This is a genomic window from Streptomyces gobitricini (assembly GCF_039532985.1).
GTDB lineage: Bacteria > Actinomycetota > Actinomycetes > Streptomycetales > Streptomycetaceae > Streptomyces > Streptomyces gobitricini.
Window position 1 is genome coordinate 143560 of record NZ_BAAASR010000001.1, and the last position, 23907, is coordinate 167466.

A 23907-nucleotide genomic window follows, 5' to 3' on the forward strand; every position below is an offset into this window, starting at 1 on the left:
TGCGGTCGTGCGGGGGAAGGAGGTCAGTCCTTCTTCGGCTCCTCCAGGCGCGGGAAGAGGACCGCGCCCTTGGTGACCGTGGCGCCGGTGGGGAGAAGGCCCCAGGTGGCGGCGGAGTCGACGGTCTGGTCGGCGAGGGGGCCGAGGACGGGCTCCGCGCCGAGGGAGTCCCAGAGCTTCTGGGAGGTCTCCGGCATGATCGGGTTGAGCAGGACGGCGACAGCGCGGAGCGACTCGGCGGCGGTGTAGAGGATCGTCGCCAGGCGGGCGCGGCCCTCGTCCGAGGTGTCCTTGGCGACCTTCCAGGGCTCCTGCTCCGTGATGTAGCCGTTGACCTGCTTCACGAAGTCGAAGATCGCCAGGATGCCGCCCTGGAAGTCCAGCTCCTCGCCGATCTTCCGGTCGGCCTCGGCGACCGCCTTGGTCAGGCCGTCCCGGACCGCCTGCTCGGCGTCACCGGCGGCCGTGGCCTCCGGGAGGGCGCCCTCGAAGTACTTGCCGACCATGGCCGCCACGCGCGAGGCGAGGTTGCCGTAGTCGTTGGCCAGCTCGGAGGTGTAGCGGGCGGTGAAGTCCTCCCACGAGAACGAGCCGTCGCTGCCGAAGGCGATCGCCCGCAGGAAGTACCAGCGGTAGGCGTCCACGCCGAAGTGCGAGGTCAGGTCCTGCGGCTTGATGCCCGTCAGGTTCGACTTCGACATCTTCTCGCCGCCGACCATCAGCCAGCCGTTGGCCGCCACCTTGCCCGGCACCGGCAGGCCCTGCGCCATCAGCATGGCCGGCCAGATCACCGCGTGGAAGCGCAGGATGTCCTTGCCGACGAGGTGGACGTCCGCCGGGAACGTCTCGTCGAACTTCGCCTGGTTCGATCCGTAGCCGACCGCCGTCGCGTAGTTCAGGAGCGCGTCGACCCACACGTAGATGACGTGCTTGTCGTCCCACGGGATCGGGATGCCCCAGTCGAAGGTGGAGCGGGAGATGGAGAGGTCCTGAAGGCCCTGCTTGACGAAGTTCAGGACCTCGTTGCGGGCGGACTCCGGCTGGATGAAGCCGGGGTTCTTCTCGTAGAACTCCAGCAGCTTCGGGCCGTACTCGCTGAGCTTGAAGAAGTAGTTCTCCTCCTTGAGGATCTCCACCGGCTTCTTGTGGACCGGGCAGAGCTTGGTGCCCTGCTCGTCCTCGATCAGGTCGCCGGGGAGCTTGTACTCCTCGCAGCCCACGCAGTACGGGCCTTCGTACCCGCCCTTGTAGATCTCACCCTTGTCGTACAGGTCCTGCACGAACTCCTGCACCCGGTCCGTGTGGCGCTTCTCCGTCGTACGGATGAAGTCGTCGTTCGCGATGTCCAGGTGCTCCCAGAGGGGCTTCCAGGCCTCCTCGACGAGCTTGTCGCACCACTCCTGCGGGGTGACCCCGTTCGCGTCGGCCGTGCGCATGATCTTCTGACCGTGCTCGTCCGTGCCGGTGAGGTACCACACCTTCTCGCCACGCTGACGGTGCCAGCGGGTGAGCACGTCGCCTGCGACGGTCGTGTAGGCGTGGCCCAGGTGAGGAGCGTCGTTGACGTAGTAAATGGGGGTCGTGACGTAGTACGCCTTCGCCCCCTGCTTCTCGGATCCAGTGGCCGCCATGGTCGAAATCCTATCCGTCCCCGGAAGCTCCCCTCACCTTCGTTTCGAGGGGGGAGACGGATGGGGGGAGAGGTTCGCGAAACGCGGGGGCGTGGAGAGCGGGGCCATGGAGAGCGGGGCTGTGGAGAGTGGGGGGCGTGCGCGCCGGTGACGCGCACGGTGGCGCGGCGACGGTGAGCGGCCGGGATGGTGACCGGCCGGGACGGCGGGGCCCGGTCGCGACCGTCCGTACGCCTGCCGGTACCGGCGGAGGCGGTGGACGGTCACGACCGGGCCCAGGACGCCGGCTAGACGGACCAGTCCGCCAGGACCTCGCGGTAGAACGTGGCGTGCGGGACGTCGCGGGGCGTGGGGCCCGCGTGGAAGAAACCGGCATTGGGCGCGTCCAGCTTGCGCAGGTAGTCGAACGCCTTGGCGTCCTCCTCGCCGAACGCCACGAACTGCCAGAACACGTTCCCGCCGCTCTTCGCCGCGTCCGCCAGCGCTTCCGTGGCGGCCGTCTTCGACTCGGGCGCGCCGTCGGTCTGGAACAGCACCAGCGCGGGGCGGCCGGACGCGTCCGACTTCCCGTGGTGGTCCAGCACCTCGCGGATGGCACGGTCGTAGTTCGTCCGCCCCATGCGGCCGAGCGAACTGTGCAGGGCCTCGATCCTGCCCTCGACGTCGTCGAGGGTGATCTCGCCGGTGCCGTCGATCTCGGTCGAGAAGAAGACGACCGGGACGGTGGCCCTGTCGTCGAGGTGCGCGGCGAGCGCGAGTGCCTGCTCGGCGAGGTGCTGCGCGCTGCCGTCCTTGTAGTACGGCCGCATCGACCCGGACCTGTCGAGGACCAGGTACACGGTCGCCCGTGCGCCGGTGAGCCCGCGCTTGCGGAGCACGGCGCCGGCCGCCTTGTACGCGTCGGCCAGCTGGGGCGCCCGGCTCTTGACGCGCGCTGCCGAGTACGCGGGCTTGCCTGCGGTCTCGGTCGCGGTCGCCTCCGGCTCCTCGGGGGCGGTGGATTCGGTGGATTCGGTGGGCGCGGTGGCGGTGGCGGTGGCCGTGGCGTCGGGTGCGGGCTCGGTTTCGGTGGCGGCTTCGGCCTCCGGCCCGGTGGTGGGCTCGGCCTCGGGCCTGCTCGCGGGCTCGGCCTCGGGCTCGGCGGGCTCCGGCTCCGGGGTCTTCCGGGTGGCCTCGGGCTCCGGTTCGGCGGCGGGCTCGGTCTCCGGCGCGGTGGCGGGCTCCCCCGACGGCTCGGTGACGGTTCCGGTAGCGGCCTCGGCCTCGGCCTCGGGCTCGCTCTCGGGCGCGGCCTCCGGCTCCGGCTTGGCGGCGGCCTCCGGCTTAGGCGTGGCGGCCTCCGGCTTGGCGGCGGGCTCGGGCTGGGGCGCGGCCTCGGGCTCGGGTGCGGCCTCCGGCTCCGGCTTGGCGGCGGGCTCGGGCTCGGGTGCGGCCTCCGGCTCCGGCTTGGCGGCGGCCTCGGGCTCGCTCTCGGGCGCGGCCTCCGGTTCGGGCGCGGCCTCCGGCTTGGGCGCGGCGGCCTCCGGCTCCGGGGCGGCGTCCGGCTGGGGCGGGACGCCGGGCTTCGTGTCGGGGGCCTCGGTCTCCGCCTCGCGGGCGGCCGGGACCGAGGCGCGGCGCGCCTTGTCGAACGACGCCGCCACCAGTTCCGCCGCCACCTGCTCCGGCGACGGCGACGGCGACGGCGACGTCGACTGCGCCTGCGCCGGCGACGTCTGCGGCGGGACCGTCGCCGTGGGCTCCCCGGTCGCCGTGGACTCCTCCTGGGGCACCGCGCGTTCCGCCTGGGGCGGAACGGAGGCGGCTGCCGTCTCGTCGCGCTCCGCACCGTCGCGTCCAAACACCTTGCGCAGCAAGCTCCGAATGCCCATGGGCTAGGCCTTTCGCATATGGGGTGCCGTGTATGTCCGTACTGAGAGGAATCATCCCTGGCCAGGGCGGACACGTAAGGTTAGCCGCCCCGAGCGGCGCGGAAAGGCAAGGGGCATTCGCGTCAACCCCACCCCTGACGCGCCCCATTCATTCACCGTTCACCCCGCCGCCTCCGACCTGCACATCTACGCGCCTAACGTCGCCGCCGGACCGATTCCCGACACCATGTCGGCGCAGGCTGCGCCGGAGGAGGACGAAGTGCGCAAGCTGCTGCCGCTGCTGAGCACCAACCCGCACGGAGGCGGCCGTTCCGCCCTCACCTGCCGTTACCGGTGCGGCGACGCCTGCTTCCACGAGGTGCCCAACACCAGTGACAACGAGTACGCCGGCGACGTGATAGCCGGTGCCCTGTCGCGCCGTTCGATGATGCGCGCCGCCGCCGTCGTCACCGTCGCCGCCACGGCCGGCGGTACCGTCGTCGCCCAGGCGGCGGCAGGGCCGGAAGCGGCCGCCGCCACGCCCCGTACGGCGGGCAGGAGCGCCGGCGCGAGGGGCCTGCGCTTCACGCCCGTCGCGCCCAACACGGACGACAAGGTCACCGTGCCGGACGGTTACGCCCAGAGCGTCGTGATCCGCTGGGGCGAGCCGATCCTCCGCGGCGCGCCCGCCTTCGACCCGGACAGGCAGACCGCGAAGGCCCAGGCCGGCCAGTTCGGCTACAACAACGACTTCCTGTCGCTGCTGCCGCTCAGGGGCGAGCGCGGCCGCCAGGTCCTCGTGGCGAACCACGAGTACACGGACGAGGTCCTGATGTTCAAGGGGTACGACCCCGAGAACCCGACCCGCGAGCAGGCCGAGATCGCCTGGGCCGCCCACGGCCTGTCCGTGGTCGTCGTCCAGGAACAGCACCGTGACGGCCGGCTGACCCCGGTCACGCGCCACCCGCTCAACCGCCGCCTCACCGCGACCAGCGAGTTCGAGCTCACCGGCCCGGCAGCGGGCGGCGCCCTCCTCAGGACCAGCGCCGACCCCACCGGCCGCACGGTCCTCGGCACGCTCAACAACTGCGCCGGCGGCACCACCCCGTGGGGTACCACGCTCCACGGCGAGGAGAACTTCAACCAGTACTTCGCCAACGGCTCGTCCGCGACCGACAAGCGCTACGGCATCGGCTCCGGCACCACCGAGCGCAAGTGGGAGCGGTTCGACAAGCGTTTCGACGTCAAGCAGGAGCCCAACGAGCCGCACCGCTTCGGCTGGGTCGTCGAGCTGGACCCGTACGACCCCGACTCCACGCCCCGCAAGCGCACCGCCCTCGGCCGCTTCAAGCACGAGGCCGCCCAGCCGCGCCTGACCGCCGACGGCCGCCCGGTCGTCTACATGGGCGACGACGAGCGCTTCGACTACTTCTACAAGTTCGTCTCGTCGAAGCGGATGATGAAGGGCGGCTCGCGCCGGGCCCGCGAGCACAACCTCACCCTCCTCGACGAGGGCACGCTGTACGTCGCCAAGCTCACCGGCGACAGCCCGCAGGACGTCGACGGCACCGGCAGGCTCCCCAACGACGGCGAGTTCGACGGCAGCGGCCACTGGATCCCGCTCGCCACCGGCGACGTCTCCCACGTCCCCGGCATGACCGCCGAGGAGGTGTACGTCTTCACCCGCCTCGCCGGCGACAAGGTGGGCGCCACCAAGATGGACCGCCCCGAGGACGTCGAGCCGTCCCCGCGCACCGGCCGGGTCTACGTGGCCCTCACCAACAACTCCAACCGGGGCAAGCCCGGCCAGCCGGGCGCCGACGAGGCCAACCCGCGCGACCTCAACAAGCACGGCCAGATCCTGGAGCTCGCCGAGCACTGGGACGACCCGGCGTCCGACGGCTTCGCCTGGCGGCTGTTCCTCGTCGCGGGCGACCCGGACGACCCGGCCACGTACTTCGCGGGCTACCCCAAGGAGAAGGTCAGCCCCATCTCCTGCCCCGACAACGTGGCCTTCGACCCGTACGGCAACCTGTGGATCTCCACGGACGGCAACCGGCTCGGCTCGCACGACGGACTGTTCGGCGTCGCCACGCAGGGCGAACGGCGCGGTGAGCTGAAGCAGTTCCTGACCGTGCCGACCGGCGCCGAGACCTGCGGCCCGATCATCCAGCAGCGCCGCGTCCTCGTCGCCGTACAGCACCCGGGCGAGGTCGACGGGGCGTCCGCCGAGAAGCCGGCGTCGCACTGGCCCGACGGCCCGGGCCGGATCGTCCGCCCGTCGGTCGTCGCCGTCTACCGCAGGGACGGCCGCGACATCGGCGTCTGACACACCGGGGTCACGAGGTGGCGCGGCCGTCCCCGCGCCACCTCGCGAACTGTTCCGCCGCCTCGCCCGTGAACAACCACGGCGCCCGCGACGCCCGCCCCTCCAGCAGCCCGAACAGCCCCTCGTACACCTCGGGCAGACCCGCGTAACAGGCGGCGTGAGTCAGGTAGTTCAGCGGCTCGACCTCCTCCGGCCGGGCCCGGCCCGGCACCCGGCCGCCGACCCACCGCTCACACGTCCGCCGCACCTCCGTCGCCGCCAGCTCGTGCTTCCAGTGCTGGTCGAAGCCCCGCACCGGCCCCCGGCCCCGTGCGCCGTCCGCGATGTACCGGTACTCCTCCACCCGCGCGATCTGCACCAGTACCGGCAGCGGCGAGCCGGGCGGCGCCGCGCCCGCCGCGTCCCGCGCGAAGTCGTACATCGAGCCGTGCGTGCCGTGCCACCGGGCCGACCAGTACCGCAGCAGCTGCACATGGCCCTCCAGGTTGTGCGGGTCGCGCCGCCGCAGCTCGTCCCACCAGCGGCGCAGCTCCGCGCGCCCCACGCCGCCCTCGTACAGCCGCGCCACCGTCAGCAGCGACACCCACGGCATGGGATCGGCCGGCCGCGCGTCGGCGGCGCTCAGGCAGGCCATGACCGTGGCGTCGAGCCGCCCGCGGTCCACCGCCGTGCCCCGCCCCACCGCGATGGCCTGGTCGAAGACCCGTACGACCTCGGTCGCCGCCCGCAGCACCGCCGCGTCCGGGTGGTCCGGTTCGGCGGCCCGCCACGACTCCACGGCGCTGCTCCCGGCCGCCGCGTGGGCCAGCAGCCGCAGCCGGTGCGTCCGGCGGGGCCAGTCGTCGCCGGTGTCGCGCAGCAGGTCACGTATGCCCTGCCAGCGGCCGATAACGATGTCGTGCCGGGCGTCGGTGAGCGCCCGGTCGCCGAAGTCCGGATCGAAGTCCGGCACGAAACGTGCGGAGCGTCGGCTGCGGCGGCGGCGTACGGCCATGTCCCTGTCCCCCCGTCGGAAGCGCGGCGTGCGTTCCCGTCGTGCTGTCAGAAGTCGGTCGCGAGCGTCTCGTTCCCCTCCGTGTCACGATGCCGCTGTCGTGGCAGGCCGTAGGGCCCCGTCGCCGCCAGCGCGCGTGCCGCGTCCAGCCGCGCGGGACGGTAGTAGGAACTGCCCTTGTGCCAGTACCAGAGCATCGGTACGACTCCGGCGCCCAGCCCGCCCAGGCCGATCGCGACCGTCGTGCCGGACAGCCCGCCCAGTGACTCGAAGAACATCCAGAACATGAAGGCGGCCCCGGCCAGCGGCCACGCGCCCCCCAGGACGAAGTCGCGTACGGACCGCAGCAGCAGCCCGCGGTAGGCCACCACGGCGGCGACGCCCGCCAGTCCGTAGTAGAAGGCGATCTGGAGCCCCATCGCGTTGACGGCGCTGTCCAGGATGTCACCGACCGAGCCGAGTGCGGTCGCCGCCACGAACAGCAGCAGCGCCACCGCCCCCACCACGGCGATCGCCATGTGCGGGGTGTTCCAGCGGCGGTGCACGGCACCCAGGGCGGCCGGCATCGTCCGGTCCCGGCCCATCGCGAACAGCGAGCGGGTCACCTGGATCAGCGTGGTCTCCAGGGTGGCGATGCTGGACAGCATCACCGCCACGATCAGCAGTTTGCCGCCGATGCCCGGCCAGACGGCGTCGCCCAGCAGCGCCAGCACGTTCGCCCCGCCCGCGGCACCGATCTGCCCGGCCGACAGGACGACGTTGACGGCGATGGTGAACGCCTCGAAGAGGAGGAAGACGACCCCGATGCCGACGAGTGCCGCGACCCCGGCCGTGCGGCGGCTGTCGCGGGTCTCCTCGCTCAGGTTGCTGGTGACGTCCCAGCCCCAGTAGTAGAAGGCGGCGATCAGCGCTCCGGACGCGAAACCGGACGCCCCGTCGAAGTGCCCGAAGCCCAGCCAGGACCAGTCGAACGCGGTGGCGGCGCCCCGGTGCATCAGCACACCGACGATGAACAGCACCAGGATGAGCAACTCGACGCCGGTCATCAGCAGTTGCGCGCGCACGGTGAGGCGGGCGCCACCCAGCACCACCAGCAGCATCATCAGGAACCAGCCGGCGCCGACGGCGGTGGCGAGCGCGGTGTCGGCGGCCAGGTCCGGGGCGACGAGCGCCAGGGTCAGCTGCCCGGCCGGCAGCGACCCGGCCACCATGAAGATCGTCGCGGCGACGATCAGCGCCCAGCCGGAGAGGAAGCCCAGGGCCGGGTGGAGAGTCCGGCCGACCCAGGAGTAACTGGCGCCCGCGTTGACGTCGATCCGGCCGAGCCGGCTGAACGCCAGCACGATCCCGAGCATCGGGATCGCGCAGTACAGCAGCGCGGCGGGGGCGGCGAAGCCGACGGTACCGACGAGCACGGCGGTGGTGGCGGCGAGCGAGTAGGCGGGCGCGCTGCCCGCGACGGCCATCACGACGGTGTCGAACATGCCGAGGACATTGGGCTGGAGCCCCCGCCCGGGAGGCCTGCGGGAAGCTGAGCTCGAGCTGCTGCGCATGGCGAATGTCCTTGTATGGCACGGCATATGGCGGTGGAGTGCACGTGGGCCGCGCATGCCGCGGCTCGGGCGGCACGCGTGGGTCGTGCGCATCGTAGTCGGGCGGACGCGGTGCGGTGACGCCACCCGGAAGGATGACGTCCGGAATGTATCCGCGTCAGCGCCGGGCGCGGTGCCGCCTCACGGCCGGACACGCAGGTCGAGGTCGACCAGGAGCGCGCGGTGGTCGGTTCGGGCGAGGTCGAGGAAGCGGGCGCCGCGTACCGAGAAGTCGGCGCTGACCAGGACGTGGTCGATCTGCGCGTACGGCGGCAGGGCGGCGTTCAGCGGCCAGGTGCCGGTCCGGGCGGCGCCGGTGAGGCGGGCGGCGTCGTGCAGGGCACCGGCGTCGAGGACGGAGCGGAACGCGGCGTGGTCCTGGGTGGCGTTGAAGTCGCCGGCCAGGACGAGGGGGCGGCCCCGGTGGGCGGCGGCGAAGTCGCGCAGCAGGCCCAGCTCCCGCTTCCAGAGGCCGATACCGCCGGGCAGCGGCGGCATGGGGTGGGCGAGCCGGAGCGCCACGTCCTTCCCCCCGACGCGGACCGTGGCGCCGGGCATGCCCATGGTGGTGCCGGGCAGGGCGGGCTCCGCCGTCAGGGGCACGGTACCGAGGACGGCGGACCCGGCGGACCCGGCGGCGGCGACCTGGGCGCCGTAGGGGAAGTGGGCGGCGAGGGCCCGCGCGCAGGCGGGGTCGCACTCGGAGACGAAGAGCAGGTCGGGACGCTCGCGGCGGACGGTGGCGAGCAGTTCGGCGGTCGCGTTGCCGAACTCGGTGTTGGCGGCGAGCACGCGCAGCCGGCCGGTGACGGGGCCGTGCGCGGGGGTGCTGTCCGGGCCGTACGGCTGGGTGTACCAGAGCGTGACGGCGAGTACCCCGGCCGCCCAGGCGGTCAGCGGCGCCCGGCGGGCCGGGAGGGAGAGGAGGAGCGCCAGCCCCGCCGGGACGGCGAGCCAGGGCAGCAGGGACAGGAGCTGCGGTACGGGTGTGACGGCGTCGGTGCCGAAGAGCCGGCAGCCGGTGACGACGGTGGGCACGACGAGCAGCAGCCCGGCGGCCCAGGTGGTGGCCCGGCGGAACGGAGGGGAGGTGTGGTCGGCGGCCAAGCGGACACCCTCTCACGGCTCGCCCGCCGGCGTCCCCCGGCCCACTGATCCACTTGCCGGGAGCCGGTCGGGGGTGTGCTCTGGAGGAAGGTCAGTGGAAGGAGCGCGCCATGGCCTCACACGTCACGCTGCCCGGCCGGCACCGCCGCACCCGGGAACGTACGGCCCGTCCCGTGTCCCGACTCTCGCTGATCGTGCTCGCGGTGTGCGCCGTGCTCTACGGCCTCTACGCCGAGGTCGTCGTCCGCCACGGGGACGGACCCCTCACCGCCGGGCAGGTGGTGCTCGCCGTGGTGAGCGCGGTGGTCTTCGGCGCCCTGTGGTACGCCTACCTCCGCTTCCGCCGCGCACTGCCGCGCGAGGCGCGGGCGGCCGCGTTCGGTCTCCTCTTCGGCCTCAGCGTCGGTTTCCTCTACAGCCTGTCCGGCAACAGCGTCCTCACCGTGGCGGTGGTGTCGCTGGTCCTCGCGGTGTCGGCGGGTCTGGCGGCGTTCTACGTCTTCTACACGCACGAATGACCCGGCGGTACGGGCGCCGGGTCATTCGTGGCCGGGCCGCGCCGGGCCACCGCTGATCGCGGACCACCACGGCGGGGGTGCCGTGCGGGGAAAATCGGTGGCGGGGGACGGGCGGGGGCCGGAGACTGGTGGGGATCGTGCCGAACGCCCCGGACACCCGCCACCCGCCCCTCCCCGCAAGGACAGTGACGATGACGATCAGGGACCTGGCCATCGAGACGAGCGGCCTGGTGAAGGTCTTCGGTGACAACCGGGCCGTGGACGGCATCGACCTCCGGGTCCCCGCCGGGACGGTGTACGGGGTCCTCGGGCCCAACGGGGCGGGCAAGACGACCGCCGTGAAGGTGCTGGCGACGCTGCTGAGACCGGACGGCGGGGAGGCGCGGGTCTTCGGCCAGGACGTCGTACGCGACGCCGACGCGGTACGCGGGCGGGTGAGCCTCACCGGGCAGTACGCGTCGGTCGACGAGGACCTGACCGGTACGGAGAACCTGGTCCTGCTGGGCCGCCTCCTGGGCCACGGGAAGCGGGCGGCGCGGGAGCGCGGCGCGCAGTTGCTGGAGGCGTTCGGGCTGTCGGAGGCGGCCGACCGGCAGGTGAAGAACTACTCGGGCGGCATGCGGCGCCGTATCGACATCGCCGCGTCCATCCTCAACACACCGGACCTGCTCTTCCTCGACGAGCCGACGACCGGACTGGACCCGCGCAGCCGCAACCAGGTGTGGGACATCGTGCGCGCGGTCGTCGCCCAGGGCACGACCGTGCTGCTGACCACGCAGTACCTGGACGAGGCCGATCAGCTGGCCTCGCGGATCGCGGTGATCGACCACGGCAGGGTCATCGCCGAGGGGACGAAGGGCGAGCTGAAGGCGTCGGTGGGTTCGGGGTCGGTGCACGTACGGGTGCGGGAGGCCGGGCAGCGGGCGGAGGCGGAGCGGCTGCTGACGACCGTGCTGAACGCGACCGTCCAGCTCGACCCCGACCCGGTGGCCCTGACCGCGACGGTCGACGGGCACGGGACGGAGCGGGGCGCCGCCGAGCAGGCGGCGCGGGCGCTGGCGGAGCTGGCGCGGGCGGGCGTCGTGGTGGACAACTTCGCGCTGGGGCAGCCGAGTCTGGACGAGGTGTTCCTGGCGCTCACGGACCGTACGGACAAGGCCCAGGAGGCCACGGCATGAGCACCGCCACCGACGACGCCACCTTCACCGGGCCCCGCACCGAGGACCTGGCGGCCCTGCTGGTCGCCGGCGACCGGCCGCCGCGCCCGAGCGCGCTGTCCGCCTCGCTGACCTTCGGCTGGCGCGCCATGCTGAAGATCAAGCACGTGCCGGAGCAGCTCTTCGACGTCACGGCGTTCCCGATCATGATGGTGCTGATGTACACGTACCTCTTCGGGGGCGCGCTGGCCGGGTCGGTCTCGGCGTACATCCAGTTCCTGCTGCCCGGCATCCTCACGCTGAGCGTCGTGATGATCACCATGTACACGGGTGTCTCGGTCAACACGGACATCACCAAGGGCGTCTTCGACCGCTTCCGTACGCTGCCGATCTGGCGGCCCGCCCCGATGGTCGGCTACCTCCTCGGCGACGTGGTGCGCTATCTGATCGCGTCCGCCGTGATGCTCACCGTCGGCCTGATCATCGGCTACCGCCCGCACGGCGGTGTGCTCGGCGTGGCGGCCGGGGTGGCGCTGCTGCTGGTGTTCTCGTTCGCGTTCTCGTGGGTCTGGACGATGTTCGGTCTGCTGCTGCGCAGCGAGAAGTCCGTGATGGGCGTCAGCATGATGGTGATCTTCCCGCTGACCTTCCTGAGCAACATCTTCGTGGATCCGAAGACCATGCCGGGCTGGCTCCAGGCGTTCGTCAACAACAGTCCCGTCACCCACCTGGCGAGCGCGGTGCGGCAGCTGATGGCGGGCGACTGGCCGGGGGCGGACATCGCCTGGTCGCTGGGCTGGTCGGCCCTGTTCGTGGCCGTCTTCGGCGCGGTGACGATGCGGCTGTACAACCGCAAGTAGGTACGCCCCGCGTGCCCCGGACCCAGGCGGGCACCGTGGGCGGGCGTGCCCCGGGGGCGAGGGGTGCGCCCCGGGCCGTCGCGGCGGGCGGTCGGGACAGCGTGGCGTGCGTCGTGGGTGACGTGGTCAGTCGGTGGCCGGGCGGCCGGGCGGGGCGGCCTCGCCGCGGACCACGACGACCGGGCAGGGGGCGTGCTGGGTGACGTGCTGGCTCACCGAGCCGAGGAGCGCCGCCTTGAAGCCGCTGCGGCCGCGGTCGCCGACCACCAGGAGGGTGGCGCCCGGGCGCTCTCCAGCAGGGCCTGGGCCGCGTGGCCGTGGACCGCCCGCCGGCCGACGAACACGGCGGCCGCGTCGCCCAGGGTGGCCGTCACCGCCTCGTCCAGGGTCCGGCGGGCGATGTCCTCCGGGTCGTACTCGGGCGGGAGGGCCGGTGCGGGCGCCGGGGTGATGCCGGACCAGCCGGTGGCCGGGTACTCCCAGCCGATGACCGCCTCAAGGGTGCCACCGGTCAGTTCCGCCTGCCGGGCGGCCCACTCCAGGGCCTTCAGGGACGGTTCCGAACCGTCGACGCCCACGACGATCCTGCCTGTCACCATGACGACCTCCTGTCATCCGCCCGGCGAGCGAGCCGCTGCCGCCCGAAGGGCACGTCCGGTACCTGGTTCTCCTTGCCCGGACCGGCCGCCCCATGCCCGGCCCCCGGCGCCATCGCCCCTGGACGCCATCGTTTCCGGGCGCCGCGTGGACGGCCGTGGGCACCGACCGCGCCCGCAGGCGGCGAAGAGCGGCCGCAGCGCGCGGTCCGTGTCCTGGTCCGTGGCCTGGCCCCGGGCCTGCTCGGGGGCCGGCGGGAGTCGGGCGGAGCCCCCGGTCCACCGACTCGGTGAGCCGGCCGGCGGGCGCGGGGACGAGGGCTGCTCAGCCCGGCGGAGGTCACGACGAGCCCCGGACGGACTCCTTCCGGATCGTGGCGGGGTGCGCCGGGGCGGCCTCGGGCACACCGGCCGGCCGCAGGCGGGCGAACTCCTCGCGCAGCACCGGTACGACCTCCTCGCCGAGCATGTCGAGCTGCTCCAGCACCGTCTTGAGCGGCAGACCGGCGTGATCCATCAGGAAGAGCTGACGCTGGTAGTCCCCGACGGACTCGCGGAAGGTGAGCGTCCGCTCGATGACCTCCTGCGGGGAGCCGACGGTCAGCGGGGTCTGCTCGGTGAACTCCTCCAGGGACGGACCGTGCCCGTACACGGGCGCGTTGTCGAAGTACGGCCGGAACTCCCGTACCGCGTCCTGGGAGTTCTTCCGCATGAAGACCTGGCCGCCGAGTCCGACGATGGCCTGCTCGGGCGTGCCGTGGCCGTGGTGCGCGTACCGCTGCCGGTAGAGGCCCACCATCTTCCTGGTGTGCTCCATGGGCCAGAAGATGTTGTTGTGGAAGAAGCCGTCCCCGTAGTAGGCGGCCTGTTCGGCGATCTCGGGCGAGCGGATCGAGCCGTGCCAGACGAACGGCGGTACGCCGTCCAGCGGGCGCGGGGTGGAGGTGAAGCCCTGGAGAGGGGTGCGGAACCGTCCCTCCCAGTCGACGACGTCGGTCCTCCACAGCTTGTGGAGGAGACCGTAGTTCTCGATGGCGAGCGGGAGCCCCTGGCGGATGTCCTGCCCGAACCAGGGGTAGACCGGGCCGGTGTTGCCCCGCCCCGTCATCAGGTCGACGCGGCCGTCCGCCAGGTGCTGGAGCATCGCGTAGTCCTCGGCGATCTTCACCGGGTCGTTGGTGGTGATCAGGGTCGTCGAGGTGGACAGCACCAGGCGTTCGGTGCGCGCGGCGATGTACCCCAGCATGGTGGTGGGGGACGAGGGGACGAACGGCGGGTTGTGGTGCTCGCCGGTCGCGAAGACGTCCAGACCCACCTCCTCGGCCTTGAGAGCGAGGGTGACCATGGCCTTGATCCGCTCGTGCTCGCTCGGCGTACGACCGTCGGTCGGGTCGGGCGTCACGTCACCGACGGTGAAGATCCCGAACTGCATCGCGCTCACCTCTCGCGGTCACCGGAAAACTATTGATTGAATATTAAACCAGATGCGGGCGGGGTACCGGCTGCGAGTACCGAGTCCCCCGGGAGCCGGGGACCTACCGGCGGCCGGGAGCCGTTCACCGCCTGCCCCCGTGGGGCGGCCCCGACCACCGTGACGGCGCCGCGCTCCCGGCCGCCGCTCCAGTGCCCGCGCCTGCGGTGACCGTCGGCTGCGGGAGGCCCATCAGGCGCGCGGCGGCCGTGAGCGGACCGAGCGGCGCACGGCCGGGAACGTACGCGGCAGCGTCACGTCGAGCGGCGGCCCGCCGGGTGCACCGTCGGTCGTGCCCCCGGCCCTGAGGCCCGGCGACCGGCCGGTAGGGTTCCAGCCCGTGAGCAGCCCCGCCCCCGCATCCGCCGCCCCGCCGCCCGTGACCGTCGTCGGCGTCGGCGCGGACGGCTGGGCCGGGCTCCCGGACGCCTCCCGCACGGCCCTGCGCGACGCCGACGTGATCATCGGCGGTGACCGCCAGCTCGCCCTCGTACCGGAGGAGTGCGGCGGCGAGCGGGTCGCCTGGCCGTCCCCGCTGCGCCCCGCCGTTCCCGGCCTGCTGGCCGAGCACACTCGCGAGGGCCGCCGGATCGCCGTGCTCGCCAGCGGCGACCCCATGTTCTACGGGATCGGGCGGGCCCTCGCCGAGACGGCCGGCCCCGAGCGGCTGCGCGTCCTGCCCCACCCGTCCTCCGTCTCGTACGCGTGCGCCCGCCTCGGCTGGCCGCTGGAGGACACCGAGACCGTCACGCTCGTCGGACGCCCCCTGGCCTCCCTGACCGCCGCGCTGCACGACGGGCGCCGGCTGCTGGTGCTCAGCGCGGGCGCGGCGACCCCCGGCGAGGTCGCCGGGGTGCTGCGCGACCGAGGCTTCGGGCCCAGTCGCCTCACCGTCCTGGAACAGCTCGGCTCCGACCGCGAGCACCACCTGACCGGCACCGCCGACGCGTGGGCCCACCCGCCCGGCGACCCGCTGAACGTCATCGCCGTCGCGTGCGTACGCGCGCCGGGCGCCCTGCGCCTCGGTGCCGTGCCCGGCCTGCCGGACGCGGCGTACGAGAACGACGGTCAGCTCACCAAGCGGCACGTGCGCGCCGCGACGCTCGCCGCGCTGGCACCCGCCCCCGGCGAGGTGCTGTGGGACATCGGCGGCGGGTCCGGCTCGATCGGCATCGAGTGGATGCGTACGCACCGCACCTGCCGTGCGGTGAGCGTGGAGCGCTCCCCGGAGCGGGCCGCCCGTATCGCCCGCAACGCCGCCGCCCTCGGCGTACCCGCCCTCGAAGTGGTCACCGCCGCCGCCCCGGCCGGGCTCGCGGAACTCCCGCCCCCGGACGCGGTGTTCATCGGTGGCGGGCTGACCGCCCCCGGGCTGCTCGACGCCTGCTGGGACGTCCTCGGGCCGGGCGGGCGGCTGGTCGCCAACACCGTGACGCTCGAGTCGGAGGCGCTGCTCGCCGACCGATACCGGCGCCACGGCGGCGAGCTGGTACGGCTCGCGGTCGCGCACGCCGTCCCGGTGGGTGGCTTCACCGGCTGGCGCCAGGCCATGCCGGTCACGCAATGGTCCGTAACGAAACCCCAGGCAGGCTGAGAATGACCGTCTACTTCATCGGCGCGGGCCCCGGCGCCGCCGACCTGATCACCGTGCGCGGCGCCCGCACCCTCGCCTCCTGCCAGGTGTGCCTGTACGCCGGGTCCCTCGTCCCGCGCGAGCTGCTGGCCGAGTGCCCGCCGGACGCCCGGCTCGTCGACACCGCCCGCCTGGACCTGGACGCCATCACCGCCGAGCTGGTCCGCGCCCACGAGGAGGGGCACGACGTGGCCCGCCTCCACTCGGGCGACCCGTCCGTCTTCAGCGCGGTCGCCGAGCAGATGCGGCGGCTGGACGCGGCGGGGATCCCCTACGAGGTCGTGCCGGGCGTCCCGGCGTTCGCGGCGGCAGCGGCGGCGCTGAAGCGGGAGCTGACCGTGCCGACGGTGGGCCAGACGGTCATCCTGACCCGGATCGCGGAGCAGGCCACGGCCATGCCGCAGGGCGAGGACCTGGCGACGCTGGGCCGCAGCGGCGCCCTGCTGGTGCTGCACCTGGCGGCCCGGTACGTCGACCGGGTCGTCGCCGAGCTGACCCCGCACTACGGCGCCGACTGCCCGGCGGCCGTCGTCGCGATGGCCAGCCGCCCCGACGAGGTGATCCTGCGCGGCACCCTCGCCGACATCGCGGCCGCCACGAAGGACGCCGGCATCACCCGCACGGCGGTCATCCTGGTGGGCCGCACCCTGGCGGCGACGCAGTTCCGCGACAGCCACCTGTACTCGCCGGAGCGCGACCGGCACGTGTGCTGAGCGCACGGGAGTCCGGCACGTGCGCCGAGGCGCCTGTGGCTGAGCGCGTGGGCGCGGCACCTGAGCGCGTGGGCGTGGCACCGCACCGGCACCGGCGCCTCCGCCCGGGCCCCGTCCCCCGGCGCGGGGCACCCGGCACGTGCGCCGAGGCGCACGCCGCACGCCGCACCTGCCCCGCATCCGCGCCCGCCCCTTGCCGCCGTCCGCCGTCCGCCGTGCGGGCGGCCTCGGGCGTCCGTCGAACGTCGAACGCCCGGCCCGGGGTCCGCGCCGGCTCACGGGAGCCGTCACGCCACCGTGCTGCGCCCCACCACCGTGCCCGCGCGGTCGACGCACACCACGTCGACCGTGACGGGCGCGCCGCGCAGCACCGCCAGCGCCTGGTCGCGGGCCGCCGCGGCGACCAGGTCGCCCAGCGGCACACCGGCCGCGGCGCACAGCTGGAGCGCGGCCAGCCCCGTGTTGGCGGCCGCCACCCGCTCCGCCAGCTCCTCGTCGGCGCCGCCCCGCCGGGCCAGCTCCGCCAGGAAGCCCTTGTCGACCTGGGAGCGCGCCGAGTGCAGGTCCAGGTGCCCCGCCGCGAGCTTGGACAGCTTCGCGAAGCCGCCGCAGATCGTGAGCCGGTCGACCGGGTGCCGGCGTACGTACTTCAGGACGGCGCCCGCGAAGTCGCCCATGTCCAGCAGGGCGTCCTCCGGCAGTCCGTACAGCGACGTGACCGTCCGCTCCGACGTCGAGCCCGTGCACCCGGCGACATGGGTGCGGCCCGCCGCGCGCGCCACGTCCACCCCGCGCCGGATGGAGTCGATCCAGGCGGAGCACGAGTACGGCACGACCACCCCGGTCGTGCCCAGGATCGACAGCCCGCCCAGGATCCCGAGGCGCGGGTTCCATGTGGAACGGGCGATCTCCTCGCCGTGGTCGACCGAGACGGTGATCTCCACGTCTCCGGTGCCGCCGTGCGCGGCCGCGACCCGCGCGACGTGCTCGCGCATCAGCTGCCGCGGCACGGGGTTGATCGCGGGCTCGCCCACCTCCAGCGGCAGGCCCGGGCGGGTGACGGTGCCCACGCCCGGCCCCGCCCGGAAGACCACGCCCGCGCCGGCCGGGAGGGCCCGGACGGTGGCCCGGACCAGCGCCCCGTGGGTCACGTCCGGGTCGTCACCGGCGTCCTTCACGATCCCCGCCATGGCGTACCCGGCCGTCAGCTCCTCCGCGGCCAGCGCGAACGCGGGGGTCTGCCCCTTCGGCAGGGTGATCGTGACCGGGTCGGGGAAGTCCCCGGTCAGCAGCGCGGTGTAGGCGGCGGTCGTGGCCGCCGTCGCGCACGCCCCGGTCGTCCATCCGGGCCTCAGGCCGGTGTGCTTGAGTTGTGCGCTGCGCCCGCCTGCCGCCCCGGAAGCCGCACCCGAACCGGAACCCGAACCCGAACCCGTACTCGTACTCATGGACGGACCTCGATGCACGTACTGATCCTCGGTGGAACGACCGAGGCCCGCCGCCTCGCGGAGATCCTCCACGAGCACGGGACGGTCAGGACCACGTCCTCGCTGGCGGGGCGGGTCGCCGCCCCGAAGCTGCCGCCGGGCGAGGTCCGCATCGGGGGGTTCGGCGGGGCCGAGGGCCTGGCACGCTGGCTGCGCGGGCACCAGGTGGACGCGGTCATCGACGCCACCCATCCTTTCGCGGACACGATGAGTTTCCATGCGGCCCGGGCGGCCGCCGACGCCCATGTTCCCCTGCTCGCCCTCCGCCGTCCCGGCTGGGCCCCGGTCGAGGGCGACGACTGGCACACGGTGGACACCCTGAAGGAGGCCGCGGACACGGCGCGTGCCCTGGGCCGCCGCCTCTTCCTCACCACGGGCCGTATGGGCCTCGCCTCCTTCGCGCACGTCACGGACGCCTGGTTCCTGCTCCGTTCGGTGGACGCGCCGGAGCCCCCGTACCCGCCGCGGATGGAGGTCCTCCTCGACCGGGGCCCCTTCACCCTGGACGGTGAGCGGGAGGTGCTGCGCCGCCACGCGATCGACGTCCTGGTCACCAAGGACAGCGGCGGCGCGGCGACGGCACCCAAACTCACCGCCGCCCGCGAGGCGGGCGTCCCGGTCGTCGTCGTGCGCCGCCCGCCGGCCCCGGACGGCGTGCCGGTGGCCCCCACGCCCCAGGAGGCGGCGGCGTGGCTGCTGGGGCCGGGCCGGCCGGGTCAGCCGGCGAGCAGCTGAGAGCCCGGCACCCACCACCCCTTGGCGTCCCCGTCGGCCGCGCGCAGCATCATGCGGCCGTCGACGAGGGCGCGGCGGTCGTACCGCACGGGGGTGTCCTTCGGGTACGTCACCGTCCGCTCCTCGCCGTCCCTGTGGCAGACGACGCTCACCCCTGCCCGGAACCGGGCCCGCCGCGCGGGCCGGTAGTCGGACGCGCACCACTCGCCCCGCACGTACGCGGCCGGGTACCGCTCGGCCACGTACCAGCCCTCCGCCCTGTCCGGCCCGTCCGTCAGGAGGTAGTGCACGTCCCGGCCCTTGATCCGGATCCGGTGCGAGGCGGTGGCCTCGGCGGGGAGGGCCAGCGCCAGGGTGCGGGTGGCGGTGACGGCGCCGTCGTCGTCGTACCGGAACAGCGTGTGCGTGCCCTCGGCGAGGTGCACGCGCCCGCCGTCCTTGCCGAGCGACGGCGCCGGGTAGTCGTCCATCAGCAGGTCGGACCGGGCGGCGAGCGGTTCGCTGCCGGATAGCCAGGACAACTGGCGCAGCAGCGTGATGTGCACGGGGTGGTACGACGCGGTCGGCACGGCGTGCGTACGGCAGTAGTGCGACAGCCAGCGAGGGTTGCGCATGTTCCGGAAGTTCGCGGCGAGGGTGGTCAGCGAGCCGTCGAAGAGGTCGGCGGCGAGCGGGCTGCGGGTCAGCGCGTAGTAGTCCCAGAGCCCGAGCGCGGCGAACATGAAGCCGTTGTACGTGTAGTCCGAGGTGCCCGGCGCGCCGATCGGGTACTCGTGGATCCACAGGTGCCCCGCCTCGTCCCGGGCGACCACCCACGGCGCCCCGTCGTCCCCCACCAGCAGCGACCGGAACGCCCCGTCGGCCGCCGCGCGGTACCGCTGCCGGGCCGTCGCCGGGACGGCCGGGAGCTGGGCCAGCTGGGCGAACAGGCTCAGTGCCTCGCCCTGCGCCATGCCGGAGTACCAGGGCGCCTGGTAGGCGACCCCGGAGTGCACGTCGTGCGCGAAGTCGAAGGGGTACGGGAAGAACCACGCCCCGCGCCGCTCGTGCCGCCGCGCCACCACCCGATCGGCCTGCGCCCGCGCCCGTACGAGGAAGAACGCGTCGCCGGTGCGCCGGTAGGCGGCCAGGTTCTCCAGGCCGTACTGGATCTGCCCCACCGGGTGGTCGTGCAGCCCTCCTTTCCACCGGAACATCCGCACCCCGTCCCCGTCGTGCGTCCCCTCGTCCTCCCGGGGGGCCACCCGGTCCCGCCACGGCCGCATCCCGTCGGGCACGTCCAGCACGCACCGGAACCCCCGCGCCTCGAACGTGAACGGCAGCCCACTGGGCACCGCCACCTGTCCGGGAGACCGCCGTCCCACCAGGAACCCACCTCCAGCCAACGCCGCTGCCGCCCCACTGCCCCCCATAAGCTGCAGAAACCGCCTGCGGCTCTCCACCATGAATCCCCCCAAAGGTCCAGCAGTCACCTGCTGTTCCCCGAAGGGGGGATCCTGGTTCACGCGGGGCCGCGCCCGGCCGCCCCGCTCAGCACGCGGCCGTACGCCCGCCGGCCGGACCGCGGCGCGCGCCCCGCCGCTCCGGACGTGTACGACCGGCGCGTGAAGGTGGTCCACGGCCCCGTGCACGCCGCGGATGCACCCGACGCGCAGCCATCCGCCCGCGCCGCGGCGGGGGCGGCCCGCCTCGGCCTCCCCGTACGCACACCTCCCGTACGCACCCGGGCCGGCCCGTGCGCGTACGGGGGCCGGTTACGCCTCCGGGTACGTGCGTGGCGTCCAGGCCACCGTGCCGCCGTCGCCGCGCCGGACGGCCCGGGTCTGGGAGGAGCCGATGAGCAGGAGGGTCCGCATGTCGACCTCCGCCGGGTCCAGGTCCATCAGGGGCAGGACGCGGACGGACTCCTCCGGGCCGCCCACGTCGCGGGCGACGACCACCGGGGTGTCCGGGGCGCGGTGCTCCAGGAGGAGTTCGCGGGCCTTGGCCACCTGCCAGGTGCGGCTGGCGGAGCCCGGGTTGTAGAGGGCGAGGACCAGGTCGGCGGCGGCCGCCGCGCGCAGGCGTTCCGCGATGACGTCCCACGGCTTGAGGCGGTCCGACAGGGAGATGGTCGCGTAGTCGTGGCCGAGCGGCGCGCCCGCCTTCGCGGCGGCGGCGTTCGCGGCGGTCACGCCGGGCAGGACGCGCACCGGGACGTCCGCGTACGGGGCCTGGGAGGCGACCTCCAGGACCGCCGTCGCCATGGCGAACACCCCCGGGTCGCCGCCCGACACCACCGCCACGCGGCGCCCCCGGCGGGCCAGGTCCAGGGCGAACTCGGCCCGCTCCGACTCGACCTTGTTGTCGGAGCCGTGCCGTTCCTGCCCTGGGCGCACCGGGACACGGTCCAGGTAGGTCGTGTAGCCCACCAGGTCGGTCGCCGAGGCGAGCGCGCCCCGGGTCTCGGGCGTCAGCCACAGGGGGCCCGCCGGGCCGGTACCGACGACGACGACCTCGCCCCGGTCGGGCGCGGCCGGTCCGGAGTCGACGCGCGACGGCAGCACCGCCACGGAGAAGTACGGCACCGACTCGGGGTCGACGTCCGCCAGGGCGCCCGTCCGCTCGCCTGCCATCGTGGCCCGCTCCACGTAGTGCGCGTCCTCCAGGCGCCCGGCCCGCTCCAGGGCGCGCCGTACCGCCGGGAAGGTGCGGCCCAGCTTCATGACGACCGCCGAGTCGGTGGCCGCCAGGCGGGCGGTGAGCTCCTCCTCCGGCAGCGTGCCGGGGATGATCGTCAGGATCTCCTCCGCCTCGCACAGGGGCTTGCCCAGGCGCGCCGCCGACGCGCTCACCGAGGTGACGCCCGGGATGACCTCGGTGTCGTAACGGTGCGCCAGCCGCTTGTGCATGTGCTGGTAGGAGCCGTAGAACAGCGGGTCGCCCTCGGCGAGGACGGCGACCGTGCGGCCCGCGTCCAGGTGGGCGGCCAGCCGCGCCGACGCCTCCTCGTAGAAGTCGTTCAGCGCGCCCCGGTAGCCGCCCGGATGGTCGGTGGTCTCGACCGTCAGCGGGTACATCAGGCGCTCTTCGACGTGGTCCTCGCGAATGTGCTCGGCCGCGATGGAGCGGGCGATGGAACGCCCGTGCCGCGCCGAGTGGTACGCGATCACGTCGGCGGCCGCGATGGCCTTGACCGCCGCGACCGTCATCAGGTTCGGGTCGCCGGGGCCGAGCCCCACGCCGTACAGCTTTCCGCTCATGCCTGGATCTCCGCCTCGTGGGCGATCGCGTTGATCGCGGCCGCCGCCATCGCGCTGCCGCCCCGCCGCCCGCGCACCACCAGGTGCTCGAGGCCCGGGAAGGCCGCCAGGGCGTCCTTGGACTCGGCCGCCCCGATGAACCCGACCGGTATGCCGATGACCGCCGCCGGGCGGGGCGCGCCGGCCTCGATCATCTCCAGGAGGCGGAAGAGCGCGGTCGGGGCGTTGCCGACCGCGACGACCGCCCCTTCCAGCCGGTCGCGCCACAGCTCCAGCGCGGCGGCGCTGCGCGTCGTCCCGAGCTCGGCGGCGAGCGCCGGGACGGACGGGTCGGAGAGCGTGCAGACCACGTCGTTGTCCGCGGGCAGCCGCTTGCGGGTGACGCCGCTGGCGACCATCCGCGCGTCGCACAGGATCGGCGCGCCGGCGCGCAGCGCCTCACGGGCGCGGGCCACGACGTCCGGCGTGTACGCCAGGTCGCGGACGAGGTCGACCATGCCGCAGGCGTGGATCATCCGCACGGCGACCTGGCTGACGTCGGCCGGCAGGCCCGCGAGATCCGCCTCGGCGCGGATCGTGGCAAAGGACTGGCGGTAGATCTCCGCGCCGTCCTTCTCGTAGTCGAACACTCTGCTCTCGCTCATTTCGTCGGTCCTTGTACGGTCATCTGGTACGCGCCCTCGCCGGTCGCGACCATGTCGGTCCACGCGCCCTGCGGGTGGCCGCACCGGCGGGCGCACCCCGACCAGTGGACGGGCAGCGCACCCTCGCGGGGCCGCGCGTCCGCCCGTACGTCGGACAGGGACTTGGCGCAGCCGGGGCGTCCGGTGCACGCGGTGACCCCGGTCCAGGGGGAGTCGGTACGGGTGATGAACCCGGCGCCGTCGAGGGCGCGCAGCCGCTCCTCGGCCGCCGCCCGCCCGGCGAGGCCCGGCAGTACGAAGCCGCGCCACGGGGTGACCCGTACCTCCTCGGCGGGCAGCAGCGCGCGGAACTGGGCCGAGCTCACCCGGCCGAGGCGGGCCAGGACGGACACCGTGCCGTCGCCGATCACCCCGGGCGGGGGCGGCCCGCCGGCCGGGAGGGCGGCCTCCGGTACGGGCTCGGCCGCGACCGCCGCCCGCCGCAGGTGCTCCGTCACGTCCACGTCCTGCCCCGCCGGCAGCTCCCGCACCCGCCACGCGCCCGTGCCCGCCCGCCGCGCGGCGGCGAGGAACGCCCCGGCCGCCGCGAGCGCGGCGCGGGGCGCGTCGGCGGGGGCGACCCGCCAGGTCCGGTCCGCGACGTGCAGCAGGGCGCCGCCGTGGGGGGCTGCGAGCAACGTCACATCGGCGGCCAGCCCCGCCACGTCGCCCCGTCCGTCGTCCACGGCGAACAGGAAGCGGCCGGAGAGTTCCGTCGTCCAGTCCTCGGCGCACAGGAGCGCGTCCAGGCGGGCGGCCCACCCCTGCACACCCGGCCCGGCGAGCGGCGAGACGACCATGTTCCGTACCCGCTCGTGCCGTTCGGACGGCAGCAGGCCCGCCTCGCGCAGCAGGTCCGCCAGCCCGGCTCCGCAGCCGTCGCCGAGGCCCCTCAACTCCACGTTGCCGCGCGAGGTGAGGGAGAGGTGCCCGTCGCCCAGACGGTCCGACGCGTCGGCCAGTACGGTCACTTGACGGGGCGTCAGCACGCCGGTGGGAACCCGGAGCCGGGCGAGCGATCCGTCGTCGGCCCGGTGCAGCCGGAGTGCGCCGGGGCACGCGTCACCGCGCTCGCGGACACGGTCCCGTATGTGCGCTTCACCCCGGTCCTGGGGGTTTGGTGAGCTGGGCGGCATGGCGGCGAGCATACGCGCAGCCTCTACTATGCAGACGGCACAGGGTCCCAGGGCCCTAGGGAGGAAGCCCGGTGAGAATCCGGCGCGGTCCCGCCACTGTGAGTCCGGCCGGAACCGGACGAGTCAGGAACTCCCGCCGTCCTACGACCACCCGGGGCGCGGACACCCCGAGG

At 74.0% G+C, this 23907-nt stretch carries 18 protein-coding genes, 1 pseudogene and 1 riboswitch; of the genes and pseudogenes, 7 read left to right on the plus strand and 12 right to left on the minus strand.

From position 1 onward, the window contains the following. Positions 1–23: 23 nt before the first annotated feature. Positions 24–1631 carry a methionine--tRNA ligase gene (gene metG / locus ABD347_RS00605; protein ID WP_344355148.1) on the minus strand — a complete coding sequence of 536 codons (1608 nt, stop codon included), beginning with the start codon at positions 1629–1631 and terminating at the stop codon, positions 24–26. Positions 1632–1918: 287 nt separating this feature from the next. Continuing rightward, positions 1919–3502, minus strand: a complete 1584-nt coding sequence (locus ABD347_RS00610; RefSeq protein ID WP_344355150.1) for a VWA domain-containing protein — start codon at positions 3500–3502, stop codon at positions 1919–1921. A 259-nt stretch (positions 3503–3761) separates the two neighbouring features. Between ABD347_RS00610 and ABD347_RS00615 the strand changes: the two genes are divergently transcribed. Next, entirely contained in the window at positions 3762–5810 is a 2049-nt protein-coding gene (locus tag ABD347_RS00615; RefSeq protein ID WP_344355252.1) for a PhoX family protein, read from the plus strand. A 10-nt stretch (positions 5811–5820) separates the two neighbouring features. Here ABD347_RS00615 and ABD347_RS00620 read toward each other — a convergent pair whose 3' ends face one another. The 3 genes from ABD347_RS00620 to ABD347_RS00630 all read right to left on the minus strand — a co-directional run bounded on the left by ABD347_RS00620 (position 5821) and on the right by ABD347_RS00630 (position 9503). Next, positions 5821–6804 carry a hypothetical protein gene (locus tag ABD347_RS00620; RefSeq protein WP_344355153.1) on the minus strand — a complete coding sequence of 328 codons (984 nt, stop codon included), beginning with the start codon at positions 6802–6804 and terminating at the stop codon, positions 5821–5823. A gap of 47 nt (positions 6805–6851) precedes the next feature. After that, the gene (locus tag ABD347_RS00625; RefSeq protein WP_344355155.1) at positions 6852–8357 is read right to left on the minus strand and encodes an APC family permease; all 1506 of its coding nucleotides are present in this window, start codon (positions 8355–8357) and stop codon (positions 6852–6854) included. A 180-nt stretch (positions 8358–8537) separates the two neighbouring features. Further along, positions 8538–9503, minus strand: a complete 966-nt coding sequence (locus tag ABD347_RS00630; RefSeq protein ID WP_344355158.1) for an endonuclease/exonuclease/phosphatase family protein — start codon at positions 9501–9503, stop codon at positions 8538–8540. A 110-nt stretch (positions 9504–9613) separates the two neighbouring features. Between ABD347_RS00630 and ABD347_RS00635 the strand changes: the two genes are divergently transcribed. From ABD347_RS00635 to ABD347_RS00645, 3 genes are all read left to right on the plus strand, one after another. Then, a complete protein-coding gene (locus tag ABD347_RS00635; RefSeq protein ID WP_344355161.1) occupies positions 9614–10021 on the plus strand; it encodes a hypothetical protein in 408 nt (135 codons plus the stop codon). 191 nt (positions 10022–10212) lie between these two features. Continuing rightward, positions 10213–11199, plus strand: a complete 987-nt coding sequence (locus tag ABD347_RS00640) for an ATP-binding cassette domain-containing protein (RefSeq protein WP_344355162.1) — start codon at positions 10213–10215, stop codon at positions 11197–11199. Continuing rightward, positions 11196–12038, plus strand: coding sequence for an ABC transporter permease (locus tag ABD347_RS00645; protein WP_344355165.1), 843 nt, complete (start codon positions 11196–11198; stop codon positions 12036–12038). Before ABD347_RS00640 ends, ABD347_RS00645 begins: the two co-directional genes overlap by 4 nt. A 126-nt stretch (positions 12039–12164) precedes the next feature. Here ABD347_RS00645 and ABD347_RS00650 read toward each other — a convergent pair. Next, a pseudogene (locus ABD347_RS00650) lies at positions 12165–12637 on the minus strand (universal stress protein). A 337-nt stretch (positions 12638–12974) separates the two neighbouring features. Further along, complete coding sequence (locus tag ABD347_RS00655) at positions 12975–14066, minus strand: LLM class flavin-dependent oxidoreductase (RefSeq protein WP_344355167.1); 1092 nt, start codon at positions 14064–14066, stop codon at positions 12975–12977. 379 nt (positions 14067–14445) lie between these two features. On the opposite strand from ABD347_RS00655, the gene cbiE reads away from it, so the two are divergent. Next, a complete protein-coding gene (gene cbiE, locus ABD347_RS00660) occupies positions 14446–15699 on the plus strand; it encodes a precorrin-6y C5,15-methyltransferase (decarboxylating) subunit CbiE (RefSeq protein ID WP_344355170.1) in 1254 nt (417 codons plus the stop codon). A gap of 2 nt (positions 15700–15701) precedes the next feature. Beyond that, positions 15702–16451 (plus strand): precorrin-4 C(11)-methyltransferase, encoded by a 750-nt coding sequence (gene cobM, locus ABD347_RS00665; RefSeq protein ID WP_344355171.1) that lies wholly within the window; start codon positions 15702–15704, stop codon positions 16449–16451. Between the two features lie 287 nt (positions 16452–16738). Here cobM and ABD347_RS00670 read toward each other — a convergent pair whose 3' ends face one another. After that, positions 16739–17899, minus strand: coding sequence for a cobalt-precorrin-5B (C(1))-methyltransferase (locus ABD347_RS00670; protein WP_344355174.1), 1161 nt, complete (start codon positions 17897–17899; stop codon positions 16739–16741). A gap of 12 nt (positions 17900–17911) precedes the next feature. Between ABD347_RS00670 and ABD347_RS00675 the strand changes: the two genes are divergently transcribed. Continuing rightward, positions 17912–18673, plus strand: a complete 762-nt coding sequence (locus ABD347_RS00675) for a cobalt-precorrin-6A reductase (RefSeq protein WP_344355175.1) — start codon at positions 17912–17914, stop codon at positions 18671–18673. On the opposite strand, the gene ABD347_RS00680 is transcribed toward ABD347_RS00675, so the two are convergent. The 4 genes from ABD347_RS00680 to ABD347_RS00695 all read right to left on the minus strand — a co-directional run bounded on the left by ABD347_RS00680 (position 18655) and on the right by ABD347_RS00695 (position 23746). Then, positions 18655–20037 (minus strand): D-glucuronyl C5-epimerase family protein, encoded by a 1383-nt coding sequence (locus tag ABD347_RS00680; RefSeq protein ID WP_344355177.1) that lies wholly within the window; start codon positions 20035–20037, stop codon positions 18655–18657. The two genes, ABD347_RS00675 and ABD347_RS00680, sit on opposite strands and share 19 nt — an antisense overlap. Before the next feature lie 390 nt (positions 20038–20427). Further along, positions 20428–21915 (minus strand): precorrin-2 C(20)-methyltransferase, encoded by a 1488-nt coding sequence (locus ABD347_RS00685; protein ID WP_344355180.1) that lies wholly within the window; start codon positions 21913–21915, stop codon positions 20428–20430. Beyond that, positions 21912–22559: a precorrin-8X methylmutase gene (locus ABD347_RS00690; protein ID WP_344355183.1), complete on the minus strand. Its 648-nt coding sequence runs from the start codon at positions 22557–22559 to the stop codon at positions 21912–21914. Before ABD347_RS00690 ends, ABD347_RS00685 begins: the two co-directional genes overlap by 4 nt. Then, positions 22556–23746: a cobalamin biosynthesis protein CobG gene (locus tag ABD347_RS00695; protein WP_344355186.1), complete on the minus strand. Its 1191-nt coding sequence runs from the start codon at positions 23744–23746 to the stop codon at positions 22556–22558. The genes ABD347_RS00690 and ABD347_RS00695 overlap by 4 nt, the downstream gene beginning before the upstream one ends. Positions 23747–23757: 11 nt before the next feature. After that, positions 23758–23887, plus strand: a riboswitch (cobalamin riboswitch). The last annotated feature ends 20 nt before the right edge of the window (positions 23888–23907 follow it).

Excerpts from the sequence above, each read along its gene's own strand:
- metG (WP_344355148.1), bottom strand. The coding sequence starts at position 1,631 with ATGGCGGCCACTGGATCCGAGAAGCAGGGGGCGAAGGCGTACTACGTC.
- ABD347_RS00610 (WP_344355150.1), bottom strand. The coding sequence starts at position 3,502 with ATGGGCATTCGGAGCTTGCTGCGCAAGGTGTTTGGACGCGACGGTGCG.
- ABD347_RS00620 (WP_344355153.1), bottom strand. The coding sequence starts at position 6,804 with ATGGCCGTACGCCGCCGCCGCAGCCGACGCTCCGCACGTTTCGTGCCG.
- ABD347_RS00625 (WP_344355155.1), bottom strand. The coding sequence starts at position 8,357 with ATGCGCAGCAGCTCGAGCTCAGCTTCCCGCAGGCCTCCCGGGCGGGGG.
- ABD347_RS00635 (WP_344355161.1), top strand. The coding sequence starts at position 9,614 with ATGGCCTCACACGTCACGCTGCCCGGCCGGCACCGCCGCACCCGGGAA.
- ABD347_RS00640 (WP_344355162.1), top strand. The coding sequence starts at position 10,213 with ATGACGATCAGGGACCTGGCCATCGAGACGAGCGGCCTGGTGAAGGTC.
- ABD347_RS00645 (WP_344355165.1), top strand. The coding sequence starts at position 11,196 with ATGAGCACCGCCACCGACGACGCCACCTTCACCGGGCCCCGCACCGAG.
- ABD347_RS00655 (WP_344355167.1), bottom strand. The coding sequence starts at position 14,066 with ATGCAGTTCGGGATCTTCACCGTCGGTGACGTGACGCCCGACCCGACC.
- cobM (WP_344355171.1), top strand. The coding sequence starts at position 15,702 with ATGACCGTCTACTTCATCGGCGCGGGCCCCGGCGCCGCCGACCTGATC.
- ABD347_RS00670 (WP_344355174.1), bottom strand. The coding sequence starts at position 17,899 with ATGAGTACGAGTACGGGTTCGGGTTCGGGTTCCGGTTCGGGTGCGGCT.
- ABD347_RS00675 (WP_344355175.1), top strand. The coding sequence starts at position 17,912 with ATGCACGTACTGATCCTCGGTGGAACGACCGAGGCCCGCCGCCTCGCG.
- ABD347_RS00685 (WP_344355180.1), bottom strand. The coding sequence starts at position 21,915 with ATGAGCGGAAAGCTGTACGGCGTGGGGCTCGGCCCCGGCGACCCGAAC.
- ABD347_RS00690 (WP_344355183.1), bottom strand. The coding sequence starts at position 22,559 with ATGAGCGAGAGCAGAGTGTTCGACTACGAGAAGGACGGCGCGGAGATC.
- ABD347_RS00695 (WP_344355186.1), bottom strand. The coding sequence starts at position 23,746 with ATGCTCGCCGCCATGCCGCCCAGCTCACCAAACCCCCAGGACCGGGGT.